Annotated in this window: 11 protein-coding genes; 7 read left to right on the plus strand and 4 right to left on the minus strand. The window is 69.3% G+C overall.

Features of this window, described 5'->3' with window-relative positions; genetic code table 11:
• Positions 1-156 precede the first annotated feature (156 nt).
• Positions 157-759: a DUF2378 family protein gene (locus DB31_RS44355; RefSeq protein WP_052419601.1), complete on the plus strand. Its 603-nt coding sequence runs from the start codon at positions 157-159 to the stop codon at positions 757-759.
• Here DB31_RS44355 and DB31_RS44360 read toward each other — a convergent pair.
• The 3 genes from DB31_RS44360 to DB31_RS00425 form a co-directional block, all read right to left on the minus strand.
• The gene (locus DB31_RS44360) at positions 731-3,241 is read right to left on the minus strand and encodes an ATP-binding protein (protein WP_169786993.1); all 2,511 of its coding nucleotides are present in this window, start codon (positions 3,239-3,241) and stop codon (positions 731-733) included. The genes DB31_RS44355 and DB31_RS44360 overlap by 29 nt on opposite strands.
• A 237-nt stretch (positions 3,242-3,478) precedes the next feature.
• A complete protein-coding gene (pbpC, locus tag DB31_RS00420; RefSeq protein WP_044180558.1) occupies positions 3,479-5,851 on the minus strand; it encodes a penicillin-binding protein 1C in 2,373 nt (790 codons plus the stop codon).
• Positions 5,852-5,857: 6 nt separating this feature from the next.
• Positions 5,858-11,593, minus strand: coding sequence for an alpha-2-macroglobulin family protein (locus DB31_RS00425; RefSeq protein WP_044180559.1), 5,736 nt, complete (start codon positions 11,591-11,593; stop codon positions 5,858-5,860).
• A 247-nt stretch (positions 11,594-11,840) separates the two neighbouring features.
• Between DB31_RS00425 and DB31_RS00430 the strand changes: the two genes are divergently transcribed.
• From DB31_RS00430 to DB31_RS00450, 5 genes are all read left to right on the plus strand, one after another.
• Positions 11,841-12,563 (plus strand): RNA methyltransferase, encoded by a 723-nt coding sequence (locus DB31_RS00430; RefSeq protein WP_044180561.1) that lies wholly within the window; start codon positions 11,841-11,843, stop codon positions 12,561-12,563.
• Between the two features lie 54 nt (positions 12,564-12,617).
• Positions 12,618-13,223: a TetR/AcrR family transcriptional regulator gene (locus tag DB31_RS00435; protein ID WP_052419603.1), complete on the plus strand. Its 606-nt coding sequence runs from the start codon at positions 12,618-12,620 to the stop codon at positions 13,221-13,223.
• Positions 13,220-14,386: an MBL fold metallo-hydrolase gene (locus DB31_RS00440; RefSeq protein ID WP_044180565.1), complete on the plus strand. Its 1,167-nt coding sequence runs from the start codon at positions 13,220-13,222 to the stop codon at positions 14,384-14,386. The genes DB31_RS00435 and DB31_RS00440 overlap by 4 nt, the downstream gene beginning before the upstream one ends.
• Before the next feature lie 170 nt (positions 14,387-14,556).
• The gene (locus DB31_RS00445; protein ID WP_240486450.1) at positions 14,557-14,772 is read left to right on the plus strand and encodes a hypothetical protein; all 216 of its coding nucleotides are present in this window, start codon (positions 14,557-14,559) and stop codon (positions 14,770-14,772) included.
• Between the two features lie 43 nt (positions 14,773-14,815).
• A complete protein-coding gene (locus tag DB31_RS00450; protein WP_044181988.1) occupies positions 14,816-15,628 on the plus strand; it encodes a pseudouridine synthase in 813 nt (270 codons plus the stop codon).
• A gap of 8 nt (positions 15,629-15,636) precedes the next feature.
• Here DB31_RS00450 and DB31_RS00455 read toward each other — a convergent pair whose 3' ends face one another.
• Positions 15,637-16,179: a hypothetical protein gene (locus DB31_RS00455; RefSeq protein WP_044180567.1), complete on the minus strand. Its 543-nt coding sequence runs from the start codon at positions 16,177-16,179 to the stop codon at positions 15,637-15,639.
• Between the two features lie 66 nt (positions 16,180-16,245).
• Here DB31_RS00455 and sthA point away from each other — a divergent pair, with 66 nt between their 5' ends.
• Positions 16,246-17,640, plus strand: a complete 1,395-nt coding sequence (sthA, locus tag DB31_RS00460) for a Si-specific NAD(P)(+) transhydrogenase (protein ID WP_044180569.1) — start codon at positions 16,246-16,248, stop codon at positions 17,638-17,640.
• The last annotated feature ends 172 nt before the right edge of the window (positions 17,641-17,812 follow it).

Genomic DNA, 17,812 nt, shown 5'->3' on the forward strand with positions numbered 1-17,812 from the left:
AGGAACTGGACCAGCGCCCCGGCGCTCGGAGACGCGCGGCTCGTGGTCCTCGGCCCACACACGCCGTGTCGGGGTGCCCACACGTCCAAGGAGTGCATTTGTGTGTCAGCGCCGCTTGACAGTGTGGATCCCCTCACCTGAGCATCCGAGACACCCATGTCCGCGACCGCCCAGAGCGAGCCCGTCGTCTTCAGTCAGTTGTTCGAGGCCCTGGTCATGCACGCCATGCGGGGCAGGTTGGATCCCGACGCCGTGCGCCGCCTCGAGACCGCCGGGCTCGACCTGAGCCGCCCGCTGCTTGTCGCCTACCCCCTCACCGTCTGGTACGACGTGGTGGGGATCTGCTCGGAGCTGCTCTTCCCGAACCTGCTTCGCAACGAGGCCACGTACGCCACCGGCAAGAAAACGGCCGAGGGCTACAGCCACACCACCATGGGCAAGGCGCTCTTCGACGGCCTGCGCAAGCTGGGCTGGCAGCGGGCGCTGAGCCAGCTGGCGCGCTCGCTGAAGACGGGCGGCAACTTCCTGGCGGCGCACTCCCACGAGCTGCCGGGCGGAGAGCTGGAGATCACCCTCGAGGTTCTCCCCGAGTTCATCCCCGCCCTGGCCGCGCACCCCGGCATCGACGCCAGCTTCATGCGCGGCTTCCTGGATGCGTCCGCGGAGCTTGTCCGCGGCCCGGCCTCGCCTCGCTTCGCGCTCACGGCGACGGACCCCGCCGCCCGCCGCGCTACCTTCGTGCTTCGCGAGAAGGCTTGAGCCCGCTTCGAGGCAGGTACACGGTGAACGTCGCGCCCTCGCTGGGCTCGCTCCGCACTTCGATGCGGCCTCCCATCAGCCCCAACAGCTCCCGGGTGATCCACAGCCCCAGCCCCAGCCCTCCGTAGTTCTTCTCGGACACCGCGCGCGCAAAGCGCTCGAAGATGCGCTCATGGTCCTCGGGGGCGATGCCGATGCCATGGTCCCTCACCCGGATCATCACGTGCTCCGGGGTGGAGAAGATCGCGATCTGGATCGGCTGGCCTGGGCCGTACTTCGACGCGTTGGTGAGCAGGTTGGTCAGCACCTGCTCCAGCCGCAGCCGATCCCACCACCCCACGAGCGGCCCATCCCACGTGAGTGAGACGGCACAGCCGGCCCGCTCGAGCTCGGGCATCATCCTCTGGACGGCGTCCTCCACGAAGGCGGTGAGCTCGAACTCCTCCTTGTTCAGCCTCAGCATGTCCCGGGTGAGGCGCCTCACGTCCAGCAGCTCGTTCATGAGCCGCTTGAGCTGGTTGGCCTGGCTCTGGCACTGGGCAATCCGCCGCCGCAGCGCTTCGGGTGGCTCTTCCAGCCCGCGGCGCTGCAGATTCGCCAGGCTCAGCAAGAGGGCCGTCAGCGGCGTCTTCAGCTCGTGCCCCGCCACCAGGACGAACTGATCCCGGAGCGCGATGGCCTCCTGCGCCTCCTGGTAGAGCCGGGCCCGCTCCAGGGCCTGGGCACAGAGCTGGGCCAGCGCGAGCGCGAACGCACGCTCTTCCGGGCTGAAGGTGCGCGCGGTGCCGAAGCTGAGCACCAGCCCCCCGATCACCCTCCCCTCGACCCACAGGGGCAACGCCATCCAAGCGCCATCGATGATCTCCGGGACCCGCGACACCAGCTCCGGGTAGCGCTCCCGCATCACCCGCCCGGACTCGACCCAGATCGCCGTCTGCTGCTTCAGCGCGCAAGTGATGGGCGCGTTCATCGTCAAGGGGATGCGTGCGTAACGCCGTCTCACCTGGCTGTCATACCCGGAGGCATGGAGCAGCTCGGCCGCCGTGCCGCTGGCGTCCACCCGGTACACCGCCGCAGCCCGCGCGAAGAGCGTGTCCTTGACCTCGTTCATGACGGCATCGGCGATCTGCGCGGGCAGCAAGGCCATTCCCAGGGACACGGCCACCCGGTGCAGGGCCTCGGTCCGATGCTCCAGCACCCCCTCGCGCTGACGGATCTCCCGCTCGATCCAGTGCAGCCGCGCGGCATCGAGCGCGGGTGAGGCCAGCACCGCGAGCACCTCCGCGAGCGCCAGGTCCTCGGCCCCGAGCGGCCCGGTGGGATCCGTCGAGGCAAACCAGAGGCACCCCAGGACATCGCCGTCCCATCTCAGCGGCACCACCAGGAAGTCCGTGAGCCCGGCCCCCCGCAGCTGGCCCAGGTGCTCCTCATCCAGGGACACGGCCTGGAGCACCAGCTCTGGGGAGCCACTGAGGAGCTGAGCCCGGCCGGTGTGAAGGGCCCGGGTGAGGATCGGGAAGAGCCGCGCCCAGGGGCCCTGCTCCCCGCCAGGACTGTCCGGGAAGAGCGCCATGCGCTCCAGCCCTTGCCCCTGAAGGAGCGCCACGCCCCCCCGATCCCCGAGCCACGGGAGCGCCAGCTGCTCGATGCGGCGGAAGAGCTCCCGCGTGTCCAGGCCCTTGGCCAGCGTCTGCCCCACCCGCGTCACCCAGGCGAGCCGCTCCTCGGCAGTCAGGGTGTGCGCCCGAGGCGTCCGCGTCCGGGAGGACAGTGGCTCCAGCCCCTGTGGCGAGGCCGGTTTCCCCCGAGTCACGCGGGACGCGCGGCGGCCAAAGCGCGCAGCCGAGAACGCATGCACCACGGCCAATACTGAGCGCACTTGCCCCTCCTGGTCGAACTCGGGGATCAGCCGCGAGTGCATTCGGGCGGGCTGGGGCTCTCGGCCCTCGCCCATGATGAGGAACCGGAACTCCAGTTCCTGTTGCTCTCCTCTTCGGAACGCCCGGCGGAATCCCTCGTTCCAGAGCCGGACGAGCTGCGGGGGCATGCCCAGTTCCTCGTTCGTCTTCCCCAGGAAGACCGCCGGGGGAATGCCCAAGAGCTGCTCGCAGGAGGGGCTCATGTCGCTGTGGCGCAGTTGGGGATCCAGGCGCGTGATGAGCCGGCCCAGGGCACCGGGCTCCTCGGGCGCTAGGGAGAAACCAGGCGCTGCGCCATCTCCCTGCGTGATTCCCACCATCTGCCCGAGGAGCCACACCGTTCCCCGCTTCCGGACAGCATCCAGCGAGAGCTGGAACAGGCGAGGCGCCGCCCTGGCCCCACGGACAAGATACCGGCCCACCGAAGGATGGCCGCGGGTGGCGGCCTGACAGCTCGCGAGAAAACGCTCCTGGTCCTGCGCGAACAGCGTCTCCCACAGGAAGTGGGAGTCGTCCCACCAACGCGCCAGGGGGAAGCCGAGTGCCTCGGCATGCCCCTTCACGAACCGGCACCGCAACGTCTCTGCTTCCGCCTCCCAGCTCACACAAATGGTGTGGGCGGGAAAGCAGCCGACCCTCGGATACTCCGTCATGTCCCCCCCACAATCCGCTCTGGGATTTCGTTTGGGATCACTGGGAACTGTTTCGTCCCTCAGTCACTAACACTCCCTTCACCTCACATGTTGATTCACCCTGGGTATTCCCCGAGGGCAGTGTCCCTGACGCCCCAGGGAGTTGGCTTACGGACGCTCGCGAACGACGAGCCGCCGGCGCGAGGAGAGGCCGCGGTCGTCGGTGACGAGGATCTCGTGGGTGCCCACGGCAGGCGTCCACCACAGGCGCTCGTCGGCCTTCGCCCGGCCGAGGAACTTTCCATTCACGAACCAGGTCAGCTCGCGATCGTGCGCTGTCTCCGCCTCCAGCGGGACTTCTTGCTGATCCGCGGAGACGCCAGGGATGAGGAGCGCCACCTGGCCCTCGGCGGGCGAGAGGATCTCCGGGGCGTGCTCGGCCCCACCAGGCTCGCAGCCAGGCGCGTACGCAGGAGGCGTGGGCAGGCTGCGGTGCTGCTCGGTGAGCCACCGGCGGATGCTCGCCGGCCACGTGAGGTACACGCGGGACTCGACTTCACGGCCCGCCCGGCACGCGGGGCTCACCGCCAGCCCCGTCTTCGCGTCCACCTCCACCTTCAGGTGGTAGGGACAGGGCTCGGTGGGCACCGCGGAGCGCCGCGCGTAGACCTCCTTGCGATCCTTGCACGCGTCCGTGGGCAGGTGCCCGGAGTAGGTGCACACCTCCACGAGCGTGAGGTCCTGCGGCGCCACCGGCTCTTCCTTCACCGAGGCACGTCCGCGCGGGCCCACCGCCTCGAGCAGCTCGAAGAGCAGCGGCCCAGCGGCGTCCGCGCCCACGAGGTGCACGCTGGGGGTGTTGTTCATGTTGCCGAGCCACACCACCGCCGTATGCCGGGGCCCCGAGCCCGCCGCCCACGCATCGCGGTGGCCAAAGCTCGTGCCCGTCTTCCAGTGCACCTGCGCGGGCATGCCGGTGAGCTGACGGCGCGCGGGGAAGTCCGGACGATCTCTCAGGGACAGGGAGCGCCGGGTGAGCCAAGCCGCACCTGGGGAGAACAGCTCCCGGGGCTCGGGGCGAGGCTTGCCCTCGTCCAGCAACAGCAGCGGGCGCGAGCGTCCTTCCTGCGCGAACGCCACGTACAGCCCCGCCAGCTCCAGCGGCGTTACTTCGAGGCCACCCACGGCCGCGGACAGGCCGTAGTAGCCGGGATCGGGCCGCAGGCTGTTCACCCCGGCCAGACGCAGTGTGCCCAGGAAGCGCTCCACCCCGAGCGACCGCAGCAGGTTCACGAACGGCAGGTTGAGGGACTGAGAGAGGGCGTACTCCATGCGCACCACGCCCATGAAGCGCCCGTCGAAGTTGTGCGGCACATAGCCGCCGTAGGACTCGGGAATGTCCGACACGAGGTGCTCGGGCAGCACGAGCCCTCGATCAATGCCCATGGCATAGATGAGCGGCTTGAGCGCCGAGCCCGGCGAGCGCGGCGTGTCGAAGCCGGGGATCTGCCCACCGTGCCGGGTGTCGAAGAAGTCGAAGCTGCCCACCAGCGCGAGCACCTCGGCGCGCTCGTGGTCCACCACCACCGCGGCTCCGTTGTGGATGCCCTTGGTGGCCAGATCTCCCGCCGCGTCGCGCATGAGGCGCTCGGCCAGCCGCTGCGTGCCCGCGTCCAGCGTGGTGCGCAGCCGCGTGAGGTCCCCGCGCAGGGCACGCAGGTACATGGCCGCGTGCGGAGCTTCCCGGGGGAACGGCGTGAGCCCGCGCGGCACGGGCGTGTTGCGGACCTCGGCGAGCACGGCCTCGGAGGAGGCCTTCGCCTCGGCGGGCCCCAGCGGGAGCGCCAGGTCCTCCAGCAGCCGTCGCGCCACCTCGTCCCGAGCCGCCTTGAGCCGCGCGGCATTCTCCGGCGTGGGGAAGCGCCGGTTCGGGTTCTGGGGCACCGCGAGCAGTGTGGCGATCTCCGCGGGGCTCAGGTGCGCGGAGCTGTGCCCGAAGTAGGCCAGGGACGCGGCCTCCACGCCCTCCACGTTGCGCCCGTAGGGGACGAACTGGAGGTAGGCCGAGAGAATGTCGTCCTTGGACAGGCGCAGCTCGAGCTGCACGGCCCGGAAGGACTCGATGAGCTTGGACAGCAGGGTGCGCGGCCGGGGCTCCAGCACGCGCACCAACTGCATGGTGAGCGTCGAGGCCCCGGACACCCGGCGCCCCTTCGTCACGTTGGACAGCACCGCGCGCACCACCGCGAGGGGATCCACGCCGGGGTGCCAGGCGAAGCGCTTGTCCTCCAGCGCGAACAGCGCCCGGAGGTAGGCCGGGTCGATGGCCTGCGGCCTCAGGGGAATGCGCCACCGCTCATCCGGCGCAAGGAAGACGTGGGCCGGAGTTCCATCCCGGTACTCGATGACCACCGAGTGCGGCGAGGAGAGCCGCTCCGGCAGAGGCACCCACCACGCCGCCGCCCCCCCTGCCCCGATGAGAGCGAGGAGGAACAGCAGCGCGACGGCCACCCGTCTCCTGGTGATGCGCGGCAGCTTCATGAAGGGCTACAGCAGGAAGTCCTTCCAGGGGCCGGAGACCTCGACCTGCTCGCCGGCCTGGCGCGCCCAGATGCGGGGGTCATACATGGCCTCCGCCTCCACCGGCGGCAGCGTGAACTTGCCCGCCGTCACCGCGCGCACCGCGTAGACCACCTTCTTCGACTCGCCCGCCTGCAGGCTGCCGAAGACCTCCATCCGATCGTCCCGGATGTTCACGTAGTCCGCGGTCCAGAGCTGCTCGGAGTCCACCCACTCCACGGCGCCGCCACGGCCCAGGCGGGCGTTCTCGATCTCCCAGCCGGCGGGGAGCCGATCCACCAGGGCGATGTTCTGGATGCGCTCGCTGGTGGTGTTCTTGAGCTCTACCTCCACATAGAGGAGGTCCGCGAGGTTCACGGCATCGCCCGGGCTCACGGTGGAGCCGTCGAGCTTCTTGTACGTGCGGTTGATGGCCAGCCCATTGCCGCCCGTCTTCACGTCGCCGTTGGAGCGCACGCCATCGCTGTTGATGATGAGGAAGAGCTTGCCCTCCCCCTTCTCCTTCAGGTCGAGCGTGACGCCCTTGCGCTCGCTGGCGCGGACCAGGGCCCACGTGCGATCCGAGGCGCGCACCGTCTTGCCGCCCTCGTTGTTCTTCGGCGCCACCTCCTTGCCGTCCGCCACGAGCGTGGGCGGCGTGAAGCTGGAGGCCGCGCCGGAGACGCGCTTGCCCAGGCCGGTGATGCTCCAGACCAACTCCTGCGTGGTGTACCAGTAGCTGGAGTGGCCGATGAGCGACTGGGCCACCTGCTGCGCCAGCGGCTCGCCCGCGGGATCATTGCCGAACAGATCCTGGAAGGTGCTCAGCATGAGGCCCCGGCGGCGGCGATCCGAGTAGAAGGACCAGGTGTTGCGGCGCTCGTCGGTGACGGGCGACAGGTCCGGGTTCTTCAGATCCTTCTCGTAGCGCCGGTCGCCGGCCATGTAGAGCGCGGCCTTGAGGAGGTGCTCCTCCTCGCGGGCCTCGCCGTTGAGCGTCTTCTTCTGGGCCAGCTCGTCCACGAGCTTCTGGATGCGCGCCTTGCGGCCCTTGCCTGCCATGGAGAGCACGTAGTGCATGTAGGCCTCGGCGGACTGGCCGTAGTGGTCATCGCGGCCAGCGTTGCCCTCCTTGCGGTTGAGCTCCGTACCCAGCCAGGAGATCGCATCATCCAAGCGGTCCTGCGGGACGGGGTACTTGAGCTTTTGGGCGTCCAGCAGCATGTGCGTGGCGTAGGCGGTGCCCCAGGCTACGGGCTCGGCGCTGCCAGGCCAGTAGGCGAAGCCGCCCGAGGGCGTCTGCATGGAGAGCACGCGGTTGATGCCCGCCATGACCATGTCCTCCACCTTCTTGTCGCCGGTGAGCGAGGGATCCACGTTGTCAATCAGCTGCGAGACGAACAGCAGCGGCCGCGTGGAGGAGGTCGTCTGCTCGATGCAGCCGTACGGGTAGCGGACGAGGTAGCTCAGGTGCTGCATGGACTCGGCGTAGGGATTCGTCGTCACCCAGAACGTGGAGCGCTCGGTGGTGGGCACCCAGCCCTGGAGGTACTGCGCCATGTCCACCTTGCCGGCCTCCAGCGGGATGCGCTGCACGAGGCGCTCACGCGGCCCCGCGGGCAGCAGCGGCACGTCGAGCTGCTCGAAGGCCGTGAAGCCCCCGGCCTCGGCCGTCACCTTCAGGCGGGCGGCCCCCACGGACTGGATGGCCTTGGCCTGGAAGACGAGCGTGGTGGCCTTCCCGTTCTCCAGCTTGGTGCGTCCCTCGCTCTTGCCCAGCATCTGCAGCGGCGAGCCCATCGAGGCGGCCGGCATGGCCATGCCCGGCACCGGGAGGTTCTCGGCGGTGAGCGTCACCTTCACCTCCTGCGGACCGCCGGAGAGGTTGGTGAGGAACACGGGGATCTGGATCTCGTCGTTCTGCGTGAGGAAGCGCGGCAGCGTCGTCTGGAGCACGAGCGGATCGCGCACCAGCACCTGGGCATCCGCGCGGCCCACGCGCTGCGGGCCGGTGGTGATGGCCATGACGCGCACGGCGCCGCGGTACATGGGCAGCTGGAAGGGCACCGTCAGCTTGCCGTTGGCGGGCACGGGGAGCACGCCGCTCCACAGCGCCACCGGCTTCACCGGCTGCACGCGGCCACCCGCGCCGCTCTCGTCACCACCCGTGGAGCGCGAGTTGCCGCCCGGGGGCACCAGCAGCGTCCAGCCGATCGTCTCGTACGTCTCCACGCCCAGGGCGCGCTTGGCGAACAGCTCCTTGAGCGGGTCCGGCGTCTTGAAGCGCGTGAGCGAGAGGATGCCCTCGTCCACCACGGCCACCGTGGCGAAGGTGGGACCCTCCTGCGGGCCCAGCTCCAGGTTCACCGTGAGGGTGCTGTTGGAGCGGACCTCGGTGGGCGCGCTGAGCTTCACCGTCTGCGTGTAGTCCGTGGGCTCCAGGGGAACGCTCGCCACGCCGAAGGCGCGGTCGGGCATGAAGGCCTCGGCGGACTCCAGGTGCGGGTCCTTCACCAGGAAGGCGCTCACATAGACGTTGGGCGCGTAGGTCTTCGGCGTGAAGGCCCACGTCACCTCACCGGGCTCCACGGCCTTCCACTCGGAGGCGATGACCTGATCCGTCTCGGCGGTGAGCAGCACCCGGCCGCGGTAGGGCACCTTGAACTTCACGGCGATGGACTCGTTGAGCTTGCCCAGCTTGGGCAGCTCCAGGGCGATGGAGGCGGGCTTGAGCGGGCGCGGCGTCTGGTCCACTCGGGCCTCGCCATCGCCGTACCAGTAGTAGCGGCCGTTGCCCTCCAGGTAGAGGTCCGTCTGCGCCGCGCCGGAGCGCACGCGGACGATGAAGCCCGCCGCATCCTGCGTGGGCGTCACGTCGAGCTGGAACTTGCCGCCCTGCACCTTGGCGGTGCCACGGCCCTCGCGCACGGGGCGCAGGTAGCGCTGGTAGCGCTCATAGCCCTCGTCCTCGTCGTAGTAGTAGCCGTACTCTTCGTCCAGCCGGAGGTACTCCACCTCCAGCGGCTTGAGGCTCTTGGCATCAGCCACGAGCTTGCCATCCCAGTCCACCACCACGCCGGTGACGGTGAAGGGCTTGCCCGCGCTCACCTTCTGCACGCCGGCCTGGAGGCCCACGTAGTAGGCCTCGGGGTGCATGGGCACCACGGCATCCCCCAGCGTCGAGCGGCCGCTGCCTGCCTCGAAGACGCTGGCCTGCGCGACCAGCTTCGCCGGGCCCTTGAAGCCGCCCGCCGTCTCACGCGCGGGGCACTCGGCAAGCGCCTGGCCCTTGTCGTTCACCTCGGCCTTCACCTGGCCCAGCGTGACGGCCTTGGCCTCGGTGGCCTTCTGGCGCCACACGCCGTAGGTGAAGTTCGCGTTCTCCTTGGGCTTGAAGTCGGAGGGCTCCAGGCGGCAGGTGAGCTCCACCGGGCTGCCCTCGGCCGAGCCACCGAACAGGTACGCGGCCTCCACCTTCACCGGCACGGGCGAGCCCTGCAGGTAGCCGGGCTTGTCCACGCTGGCCGTCACCTTCATGCGCTCGGGGACGAACTCCTCCACCTGGAGGCCGTAGCTGGCCACCTCGCGGTCCGCCACACGCAGCGTCACGCGGTAGCTGCCCGTGTCCTGGAAGGCCTCGAAGGGCAGATCCAGCGCCACGAGGCCCGCCTCGTTCGTCTTCAGCGCCACCTTCTTGAACTCGCGCTCGCGCGGATCCACCACGCGCAGCTCCACCGGCATGCCCGCCGGAGGCGCCTTGTTGTCCTGGCCGCGCAGAATGGCCGTCACGTGGGCGGTGTCTCCCGGGCGGTACACGCCGCGGTCCGTGTAGATGGAGGCGCGGTAGGCGGCCTCGGCGCGGTACGGCTCGCCCTGCACGTCCGAGTTGGCGATCTCCGTCTTGAGCTCGCTGTACTTCAGATAGGTCAGCTCATCGCCCTTGCGAGCGATGAGGGCGAACGGAGCCGAGGTGTCCACACCCTGCGCGGGCACCTGGAGCTTGCAGCCATCCGCGCCGCTGGTGGTGCAGCGGACCACGGCCTGGCCGCTCTTCTTCACCAGGGACACCTCGACGCCGGACAGCGGCTCGGTGGACTCCATGCCGAGCGCCCACACGAGGACCTCGGCCTGCCCATCGGCCGAGATACCGCCGCGCTTGGCCACGAGGCTCAAGTCCGTGAGGAGGATGCGCGCGGCGGCCTGAGCCTCGTCCTGCTTGACGGAGATCTCCACCACGCCCCGGGTGCTGGAGGGCACCATGCTGCCGACGTCCAGGTACGTGGTGGTGAGCGCATCCGGAGCGCCCTTCAGGGGGATCTTCTTGGAGACGATCAGGTTGGAGGTGCGCTCGTCGGCGGCCTCCCGATCGTCGTTGCTCATCCAGAAGACGAGGTTCTCGGGGGGCACGTGGCGGACGGACAGCTCCACGGACTCCACGTTGAGGTGGTTGAGGGGCAGGTTGCGCCAGGCGCTGCGAGGCAGGTAGCGGCCCGCCGAGGTGAAGGCCACCTGCGGCTTGCGAGCGCTGATGGAGTAGCGGTTCTCGAACTTGGACAGCAGCCGGCCGCCGCCCATGGAGAGGGTACCCGCGTCGATCTTCAGCGTGTACGTGCCGCGCTTGAAGTCACCGAAGATGCGGAAGCCCTTGCGCGACGGGGAGATGGAGAACTTCACCGGCGGGTTGAAGTGGATGGCATCCGCAGCGACGTTGTCGTCCAGCACGCAGCCCAGGTTCTCGTGGTCGTAGTAGTACGGATCCCACTCGCCCTCGTCCGGCGGAGGCGGCGCGTTCATCTCCGAGTCGCGGCAGTTGACCTCCATATAGAAGCCGCTGTTGCCCTCGGTGACGGCGACGCGGGTGACGTCCAGGCGCTTGCCGCCCTGGAGCTCGAAGGTGTCCTCGGCGGCGGGCGCGGTGCCACCCCCCTTGGGCGAGGTGAGCCCCGCCTTGAGCGCGAAGCGCACCTTGGCGCCCGGCCGGAGCAGGGGGCTGGTGAGCTGCGCGACGACGATGTGGCGCTGGGTGGCGTGGGAGGTGAACTTCACGTCGCTCAGCGACTTGCCCTCCACCTGGAAGCTGGCGAACTTGCGCAGCGTGTTGGGCTCCACCGGGCCGGAGAAGAGCAGCTCCGCGGTGACCAGGCCCTTGGTGACGTCGATCTGCGCCGGGGCCATGCGGAAGAAGGAGAGGCTCGGCGTCGCAAAGCTGTGGCTCCAGGCGCCCTCGGAGGGAGCCTTCACCACGCCGGAGGGCGTCTCCACGGACTCGAGGGTGACGGTGTACGTCGTCCCGAGCGCGAAGCCGTTGGCGGGGGTGAAGGAGAGCGCGGAGCTGTTTCCGTAGAACTCCAGGTTGCCGCCCACCTCGGGGGAGAAGCGGACCACCGTCTTCTTCCCGTCATTCTCCGGGTAGGCGACGCTGCGGGGGAACTCGAAGATGACCTTGTCCGGGACGGCGCCCTCGGGGCCGAGCTCCTTGATGACGGGAGTGTAGGACTCGGGCTTGAGGGGCTCCGTGCTGGCCTGAGGCTGCGAGCCCGGGCTGGACGTCTGGCCGGAGCTGGAGCCGGACGCAGGGGCGCCCGGGACGGGGGTGGCCGGGGTTGGCCCAGACTTCTCTTCCTTGCAGGCGGCGAGCGCGGTGCCTACCACCAGGACCGCCACCCACCACCGCGCGCGGGCGGAGCGGAGCGGACTCGGTGTGACGCGAGACTGCGAACTCATGTTTCCTCCGAAGGACGGCATCGACTTACACGCCGCGTGCCGGAGGCCCGGCATCGGCGGCGAGGGGAAGTGTGGTCGCCTGCCCACGGCCCGACGGCGCCCCCCGCGCGTCTCGGGGCCCACACGGTGGCTCGGGAGCCACGGGGCCCCTCCGCCCACCGTCCGGGCAGCGATCGGCGGCGGACGCTAGGCGTCACGGTGACGGCGGTCAACGGTGCCCACGGGTAGGCGCTAAGGTGCACGACCCATGGTGCTCCCCATCCGCTTCGTCCTGATGCGTCCGCGCAACGCGGAGAACCTCGGTGCCGCCGCGCGGGCCTTGAAGAACTGTGGCCTGTCCGAGTGGACCTGGGTGCGGCCCGAGGCGGAGGATTTGGAGCCGGCCCGGCGGCTGGCGGTGCACGCGGAGGACGTGCTGGGCGGGGTGAAGCGGGCGGACACGCTGGAGGAGGCGGTGGCCGACTGCGTGTGGGTGGTGGGGACGAGCTCCCGGAAGGTGGAGGGCAAGCGGCGCCTGTCGCCCCGGGCTGTCGGAGAAGAGCTGGTGGCCCGGGCAGCCCAGGGGCCAGTGGCGGTGGTCTTCGGAGACGAGCGCAGCGGGCTGACGAACGCGGAGGTGGAGCGATGCCACGATCTGTCCGCGGTGCCGACGGATCCGTCGCAGCCATCCATCAACCTGGCGCAGGCGGTGCTGCTGTACGCCTACGAGGTGCGAATGGCCTCGCTGGCGGCGGCGCCTCCCCCACCCGCTCCGCTGCCCGTGGCGGCCTCGGACGCGGAGCTGGCGCGCGTGGAGCAGACCCTGGAGGAGACGCTCAAGACCGGGGGCTTCCTCGTGGATGAACAACCGGGGCGCACGGGGCTGAGGGACCTGTTCGCCCCCCTGCGGCGCTCGCGGCTCACGCGCAACGAGGCACAGCTGTGGCTCGCGGCGCTCCACACCGTCCGAAAGCGGCTGACCTCGGGCTGACCGGGCGGTGCTCTGATTTGACAACCTGAGCCCAAGTTGTCAAATATGTCCGGAATGACTTCCGACGCCCCCTCTCCGCGAAAGCCCCTCGACGAGGCGCGTCAGCGCAGGCTGCTGGAGGCCGCGCTGACGGTCTTCCTGCGCTACGGGTTCCGGAAGACGTCCATGGACGAGGTGGCCCGGGCCGCTCAGGTATCGAGGCAGGGGCTGTACCTGCACTTCGCGACCAAGGAAGAGCTGTTCCGGGCCACCGTCGAGTACACGCTCGAGAACTCTCTGGCCGCCGCGACCGCCGCACTGGGAGATGCCTCGCTCCGGCTGGAGGCACGGCTGGTGCGCGCCTTCGACGAAGTCACGGGCCGGCACGTCGGGATGATGGGTGCGGGCGCATCCGACCTTCTCGAGGCCGGTGGCGAAATCATCGGCCCCATGCTTGCCCGCCATGAGGAACTGTTCCTGGAAGCGGTCGCCAAGACGCTGCGTACGTCCGGGCTGCTGGCCGCCTACAAGACCGCCGGGCTCACGGCGCGCCAGCTCGCGGACACGCTCTACGCGACGTCACGCGGGCTGAAGCACAGCAGCGCGAACCGGGAAGCCTTCGTCGCGGGAATGACGGTCGCCGTCCGCGCCATGTGCGCACCACTCGAGGAGAGCGCATGAAGAACTTGAGGAAGCAGAGCTGGCTGCGCTGGGGTTTGGGGGGACTGGGCGCACTGTTCGCCCTGGTCGTGGTGGGCGCGCTGGTGGACGGCTGGAGGGCCTTTGGCCAGCGGGCCATAGGAGACCGGCGCGCGAGGATGGAGAAGTCGACCCAGTGGAGCAGCGGCCACTTCGTGAACCCACAGCCGATGGTCAATGATCTGTGGGGCTCGCTGGTGGGGGCGTTCAACGCCAGCAAGGATGCCAGCCCCTCACAACCGATCCCCACGGTGCGTGGTGGCGCCGAGCGCTTCGCCACGCCCCCGCCCTCGGGCCTGCGCGTGACCTGGCTTGGGCACTCGACGATCCTGGTGGAGGTGGACGGCCACCGCATCCTCACGGATCCGGTCTGGGGCGAGCGCGCGTCGCCGCTGAGCACGGTGGGGCCAAAGCGCTGGTATGCGCCGCTCCTCGCGCTCAAAGAGCTGCCCCCGGTGGACGCCGTCGTCATCTCCCACGACCACTATGACCACTTGGACGCTCCGACCCTCACCGCGATGAAGGACTGGGACACCACCTTCATCGTGCCGCTCGGGGTCGGCGCGCACCTGGAGTACTGGGGCGTGCCCGCGTCGCGCATCATCGAGCTCGACTGGTGGGAGCGCACGAAGGTGAAGGGGCTGGAGATCGTCGCCACACCTTCGCGCCATGCCTCGGGGCGCTTCGTTACCGACACCAATGCGACACTCTGGGCCAGCTATGCGCTGCTGGGCCCCACACATCGCGTGTGGTTCTCAGGGGACACGGGGCTGTTCCCCGCGATGCGGGACATTGGCGAGCGACTGGGGCCCTTCGACCTGACGATGATCGAGTCGGGAGAGTACGGGAGTGCCTGGCCCGACTGGCACCTGGGCCCCGAGCAGGCCGTCACCGCGCACCAGATGGTCCGCGGCCGAGTGATGCTGCCGGTGCACTGGGGGCTCTTCAACCTCGCGTTCCATGGGTGGACGGAGCCAGCGGAGCGCGTGCTCGTAGCGGCGAAGCGGTTGGGGGTGACGGCGGTGTTCCCCAAGCCGGGCCAGAGCTTCGAACCGGCGGCGCCGCCTCCCTTCGAGCGCTGGTGGCCGGAGCTGCCTTGGGAGACCGCGGAGCAAGCGCCCATCGTCGCGTCGCAGATGAACTGATCTCCTCGCAAGAAGAAGCCATCCATGACGCAGAGGCGGACACTGATGAAGGCCGGCTGGCAACAGGCCGCCCAAGCCCTTGCCCCCCGTACAGCCAGGGGGGCAACCCCGAGTCACCGCCGCTCTGGGGACCTACCTTCTGGAAAGCGCCATCGACCAGGAGCGACTCCATGAACCACATGCCTTATGAAGACACCGGGCTGAGCGCCGGCCGGGACGAGGAGCCCAAGCGGGAGGCGCCCACGCGCGAGATGCCGGGCCGCACGCCCCACTCCGCCGAGGGCACCGACAAGGAGCGCAAGGTGCCCGCAGGAGAGCCCGGTAAGACGCCCGGCTCGGCCGAGGGAGAGGAGCCCGACGAATTCCCCAACGCCCCGCGCTACTGAGATCCGCGCATCGCGCGCCGCAGCGGGTACAGTGCCGGCCTCCATGGCTCGCAAGCCCCCACCTCGCCGGCACTCGGCCCCCCCTCCCAAGCATCCAAACCGCAGCCGCTGGGAGGGCAAGGCCAAGCCGGACTGGCTCTCGCGAGCGCTCGCCCGGGCAGGAGCTTTCCCCCTCGCCGAGGCCGAGGAGGCCATCCGCGCCGGACGTGTCACCCTCAACGGGCGTGTGGTGGACCAGCCACTGGCTCCAGTCCCGGAGGGAGCGGTCATCCGCGTGGATGGAGCCGAGCTGGCCCGCGAGGTGGAGACGCGGGTGCTGGCCTTCCACAAGCCCGCGGACCTGCTCACCTCCACCGTGAGCCAGCACCGCACGGGCACCGTGTACGAAGTGCTCCTGCCCCAGCTCCCGGATGAGCTCTCCCGCTACACGTGGCACGCCATCGGCCGGCTGGATCGAGGCACCACCGGCCTGCTGCTCTTCACCAACGACGAGAAGCTCGTGGCGCACGCCACCTCGCCAGAGACCCACCTGCCCAAGCGCTACGTGGCCACGGTGCAGGGCACGGCGGATGAATCGAAGGTCGAGCCCCTGTGCCGCGGCGTCATGCTGGAGGACGGCCCCACCCGGCCCGCGAAGGTGAAGCTGCGCGACGCCCACACCGTGGAGGTCACCGTCACCGAGGGCCGCCACCACCAGGTGAAGCGCATGCTCGGCGCCGTGGGGTTGCCTGTGCGCGCGCTGCACCGCGAGGCCGTGGGCGGTGTGGAGCTGGACGTGGCCGAGGGCACCTTCCGCCAGCTCACCCCCGAGGAGATCTCCCTGGGCCTGCGCTACAGCGGAAGAGCGCAGGACTAGGAATCCCTCTACCAGGTGATGTCGTAGATGCAGGCGTGGGCGCCCTTCTCCCGGCAGCCCTGCTCCAGGTGCTCGACCCGCACCCACAGTGAGTCCTTGGGCCGGTAGCGCTCTCCCAGTGCCTCCAGCATGCCCTTGTCGAAGTCACACGGATAAGGGTCGTCGCAGACCATCCGTCCCCTGCGCTCTCCGGCGGGCTCATAGTGGTAGCTGCCAATGAGCCCCGCGCCTCGGTGGAACATCTGATAGCTCACGTTGATGAAGCGCAGGGCGTCATCGAGCGTGCGGACGTGGGACGGGTAGTGGAGGACGTTCTCGGAGAGCTTCCGGCCCACGGCCCTCATCGTGTTGGGGCCGATCTCCGTCTGGATCTTCCGGGTGGCATCCACGAGCCGGCTCATGGGGTACCAGGCCTCGGCTTCGATCGGGGCGAGGCCTTGCTCTGTCAGAATCTTCAGCGCCCGCTTCTGGATGAGTCCCATCGCCTGGACGATGGCTTGAAGAGCCTCTCCCTTGACCTCGACCTGCGAAATCGAAATGCGCGCAGCCATGCATTTCCCCCTTGGAAAGAACATTTATCATAGCTTCCGGCCCCTGAGTGGAGGACAGGGACGGGCATGGCTGACGACTTCGACTTGGTGGTAATTGGCTCGGGCCCCGCGGGCGAGCAGGGCGCTGTCCACGCTGCACGGCTCGGCAAGCGCGTGGTGGTGGTCGAGAAGGAGCCCGTCCCCGGTGGCACTGCGGCCAACACCGGCACCCTGCCCTCCAAGACGCTGCGCGAGACGGCGCTCTACCTCTCCGGCTACCGCGCCCGCGGCCTCTTCGGCGTGGAGACCGTGCTGAAGCGGGAGGCCACCGTCTCCGATCTCCTCTACCGCGAGCGCCGAGTGAAGGAGACCGAGCGCGCCCGCATCGACGTGAACCTCGAGCGCAACGGCGTGGAGCGAGTGCAGGGCAAGGGCTCGCTCGTGGACGCGCACACCGTCCTGGTCCAGCGCGAGGGACACCCCGATCGCCGGATCACGGCCCGCTTCATCCTCATCGCCACCGGCTCCTCGCCCTACCGCCCGCCGCTCTACCCGTTCGATGATCCCCGGGTACACGACTCGGACGAGCTCCTCGACATCACGGCGCTGCCCAGCGCGCTGATGGTGGTCGGCGCTGGCGTGGTCGGCTGCGAGTACGCGTGCATGTTCGCCGCCCTGGGCATCCCGGTGACGCTGGTGGACCCAAAGCCGGACCTGCTGTCCTTCCTGGACACCGAATTCTCAGGGCTGCTGCGCGAGCGGATGACGGCACTCGGCGTGCGGATGCGCCTGGGGCACTCGGTGGAGGCCATCCAGGTGCCCCAGGAGAACACCGAGCCCATCCGGCTGACGCTCGCTGGCGGCGAAATGATTGAGGTGGACCAGGTGCTGGTGGCTGCGGGCCGCTCGGCCAACACCGCGGGGCTCGGGCTGGAGCCCGTGGGCGTCAAGCTGGGCAAGCGCGGCCAGGTGGAGGTGGGCTCCACGTACCAGACGGCCGTGCCCCACATCTACGCGGTGGGAGACGTGATCGGCTTCCCGGCGCTGGCCTCCACCGCGATGGAGCAAGCGCGTGTGGCGGTGCTGCACGCCTTCGGCCAAGTGCAGACGATCTCCCCGGTGCTGCCCTACGGCATCTACACCATCCCCGAGGTCTCCATGGCGGGCGAGACGGAGCAGGGCCTGATCGCCAAGGGCATCCCCTATGTCGCGGGCCGCGCCGGGTACGTCATCAATCCCCGGGGGCAGATCATCGGAGAGGGGCGCGGCAGGCTGAAGCTGCTCTTCCACCGAGAGAGCCTGAAGCTGCTCGGGGTGCATGTGCTGGGCGAGCAGGCCTCGGAGCTGGTGCACATCGGGCTGCTGGCACTGGTGGCGGGTGCTGGAACGCAGCTCTTCGTGGAAACGTGCTTCAACTACCCGACGCTCTCCGAGATGTACAAGACGGCCACTTACGACGCGCTGCAACAACTCCAGGCCTGAGCTCACCGCCTCAGGGGCTGAGATTGCTGCTCAAATGACTACGTCTGTCCACAAAGAATCCAGCAGAGACGCAGAATCTTGATCCATGTGCAGCCTTGAGTGTTGACCCCCGCCATCAATCCGGGTAAAAGTCGAATTCACCAGCTAGTCAGGAAAGCCGCTTAAGCAGGGC

It is taken from the genome of Hyalangium minutum (genome assembly GCF_000737315.1).
In the GTDB taxonomy this organism is placed as follows: domain Bacteria; phylum Myxococcota; class Myxococcia; order Myxococcales; family Myxococcaceae; genus Hyalangium; species Hyalangium minutum.

Bases quoted from the DNA above. Each gene is read 5' to 3' on its own strand.
- DB31_RS44355 (WP_052419601.1), top strand. From the start codon at position 157: ATGTCCGCGACCGCCCAGAGCGAGCCCGTCGTCTTCAGTCAGTTGTTC.
- pbpC (WP_044180558.1), bottom strand. From the start codon at position 5,851: ATGAAGCTGCCGCGCATCACCAGGAGACGGGTGGCCGTCGCGCTGCTG.
- DB31_RS00425 (WP_044180559.1), bottom strand. From the start codon at position 11,593: ATGAGTTCGCAGTCTCGCGTCACACCGAGTCCGCTCCGCTCCGCCCGC.
- DB31_RS00430 (WP_044180561.1), top strand. From the start codon at position 11,841: ATGGTGCTCCCCATCCGCTTCGTCCTGATGCGTCCGCGCAACGCGGAG.
- DB31_RS00435 (WP_052419603.1), top strand. From the start codon at position 12,618: ATGACTTCCGACGCCCCCTCTCCGCGAAAGCCCCTCGACGAGGCGCGT.
- DB31_RS00440 (WP_044180565.1), top strand. From the start codon at position 13,220: ATGAAGAACTTGAGGAAGCAGAGCTGGCTGCGCTGGGGTTTGGGGGGA.
- DB31_RS00445 (WP_240486450.1), top strand. From the start codon at position 14,557: ATGAACCACATGCCTTATGAAGACACCGGGCTGAGCGCCGGCCGGGAC.
- DB31_RS00450 (WP_044181988.1), top strand. From the start codon at position 14,816: ATGGCTCGCAAGCCCCCACCTCGCCGGCACTCGGCCCCCCCTCCCAAG.
- DB31_RS00455 (WP_044180567.1), bottom strand. From the start codon at position 16,179: ATGGCTGCGCGCATTTCGATTTCGCAGGTCGAGGTCAAGGGAGAGGCT.
- sthA (WP_044180569.1), top strand. From the start codon at position 16,246: ATGGCTGACGACTTCGACTTGGTGGTAATTGGCTCGGGCCCCGCGGGC.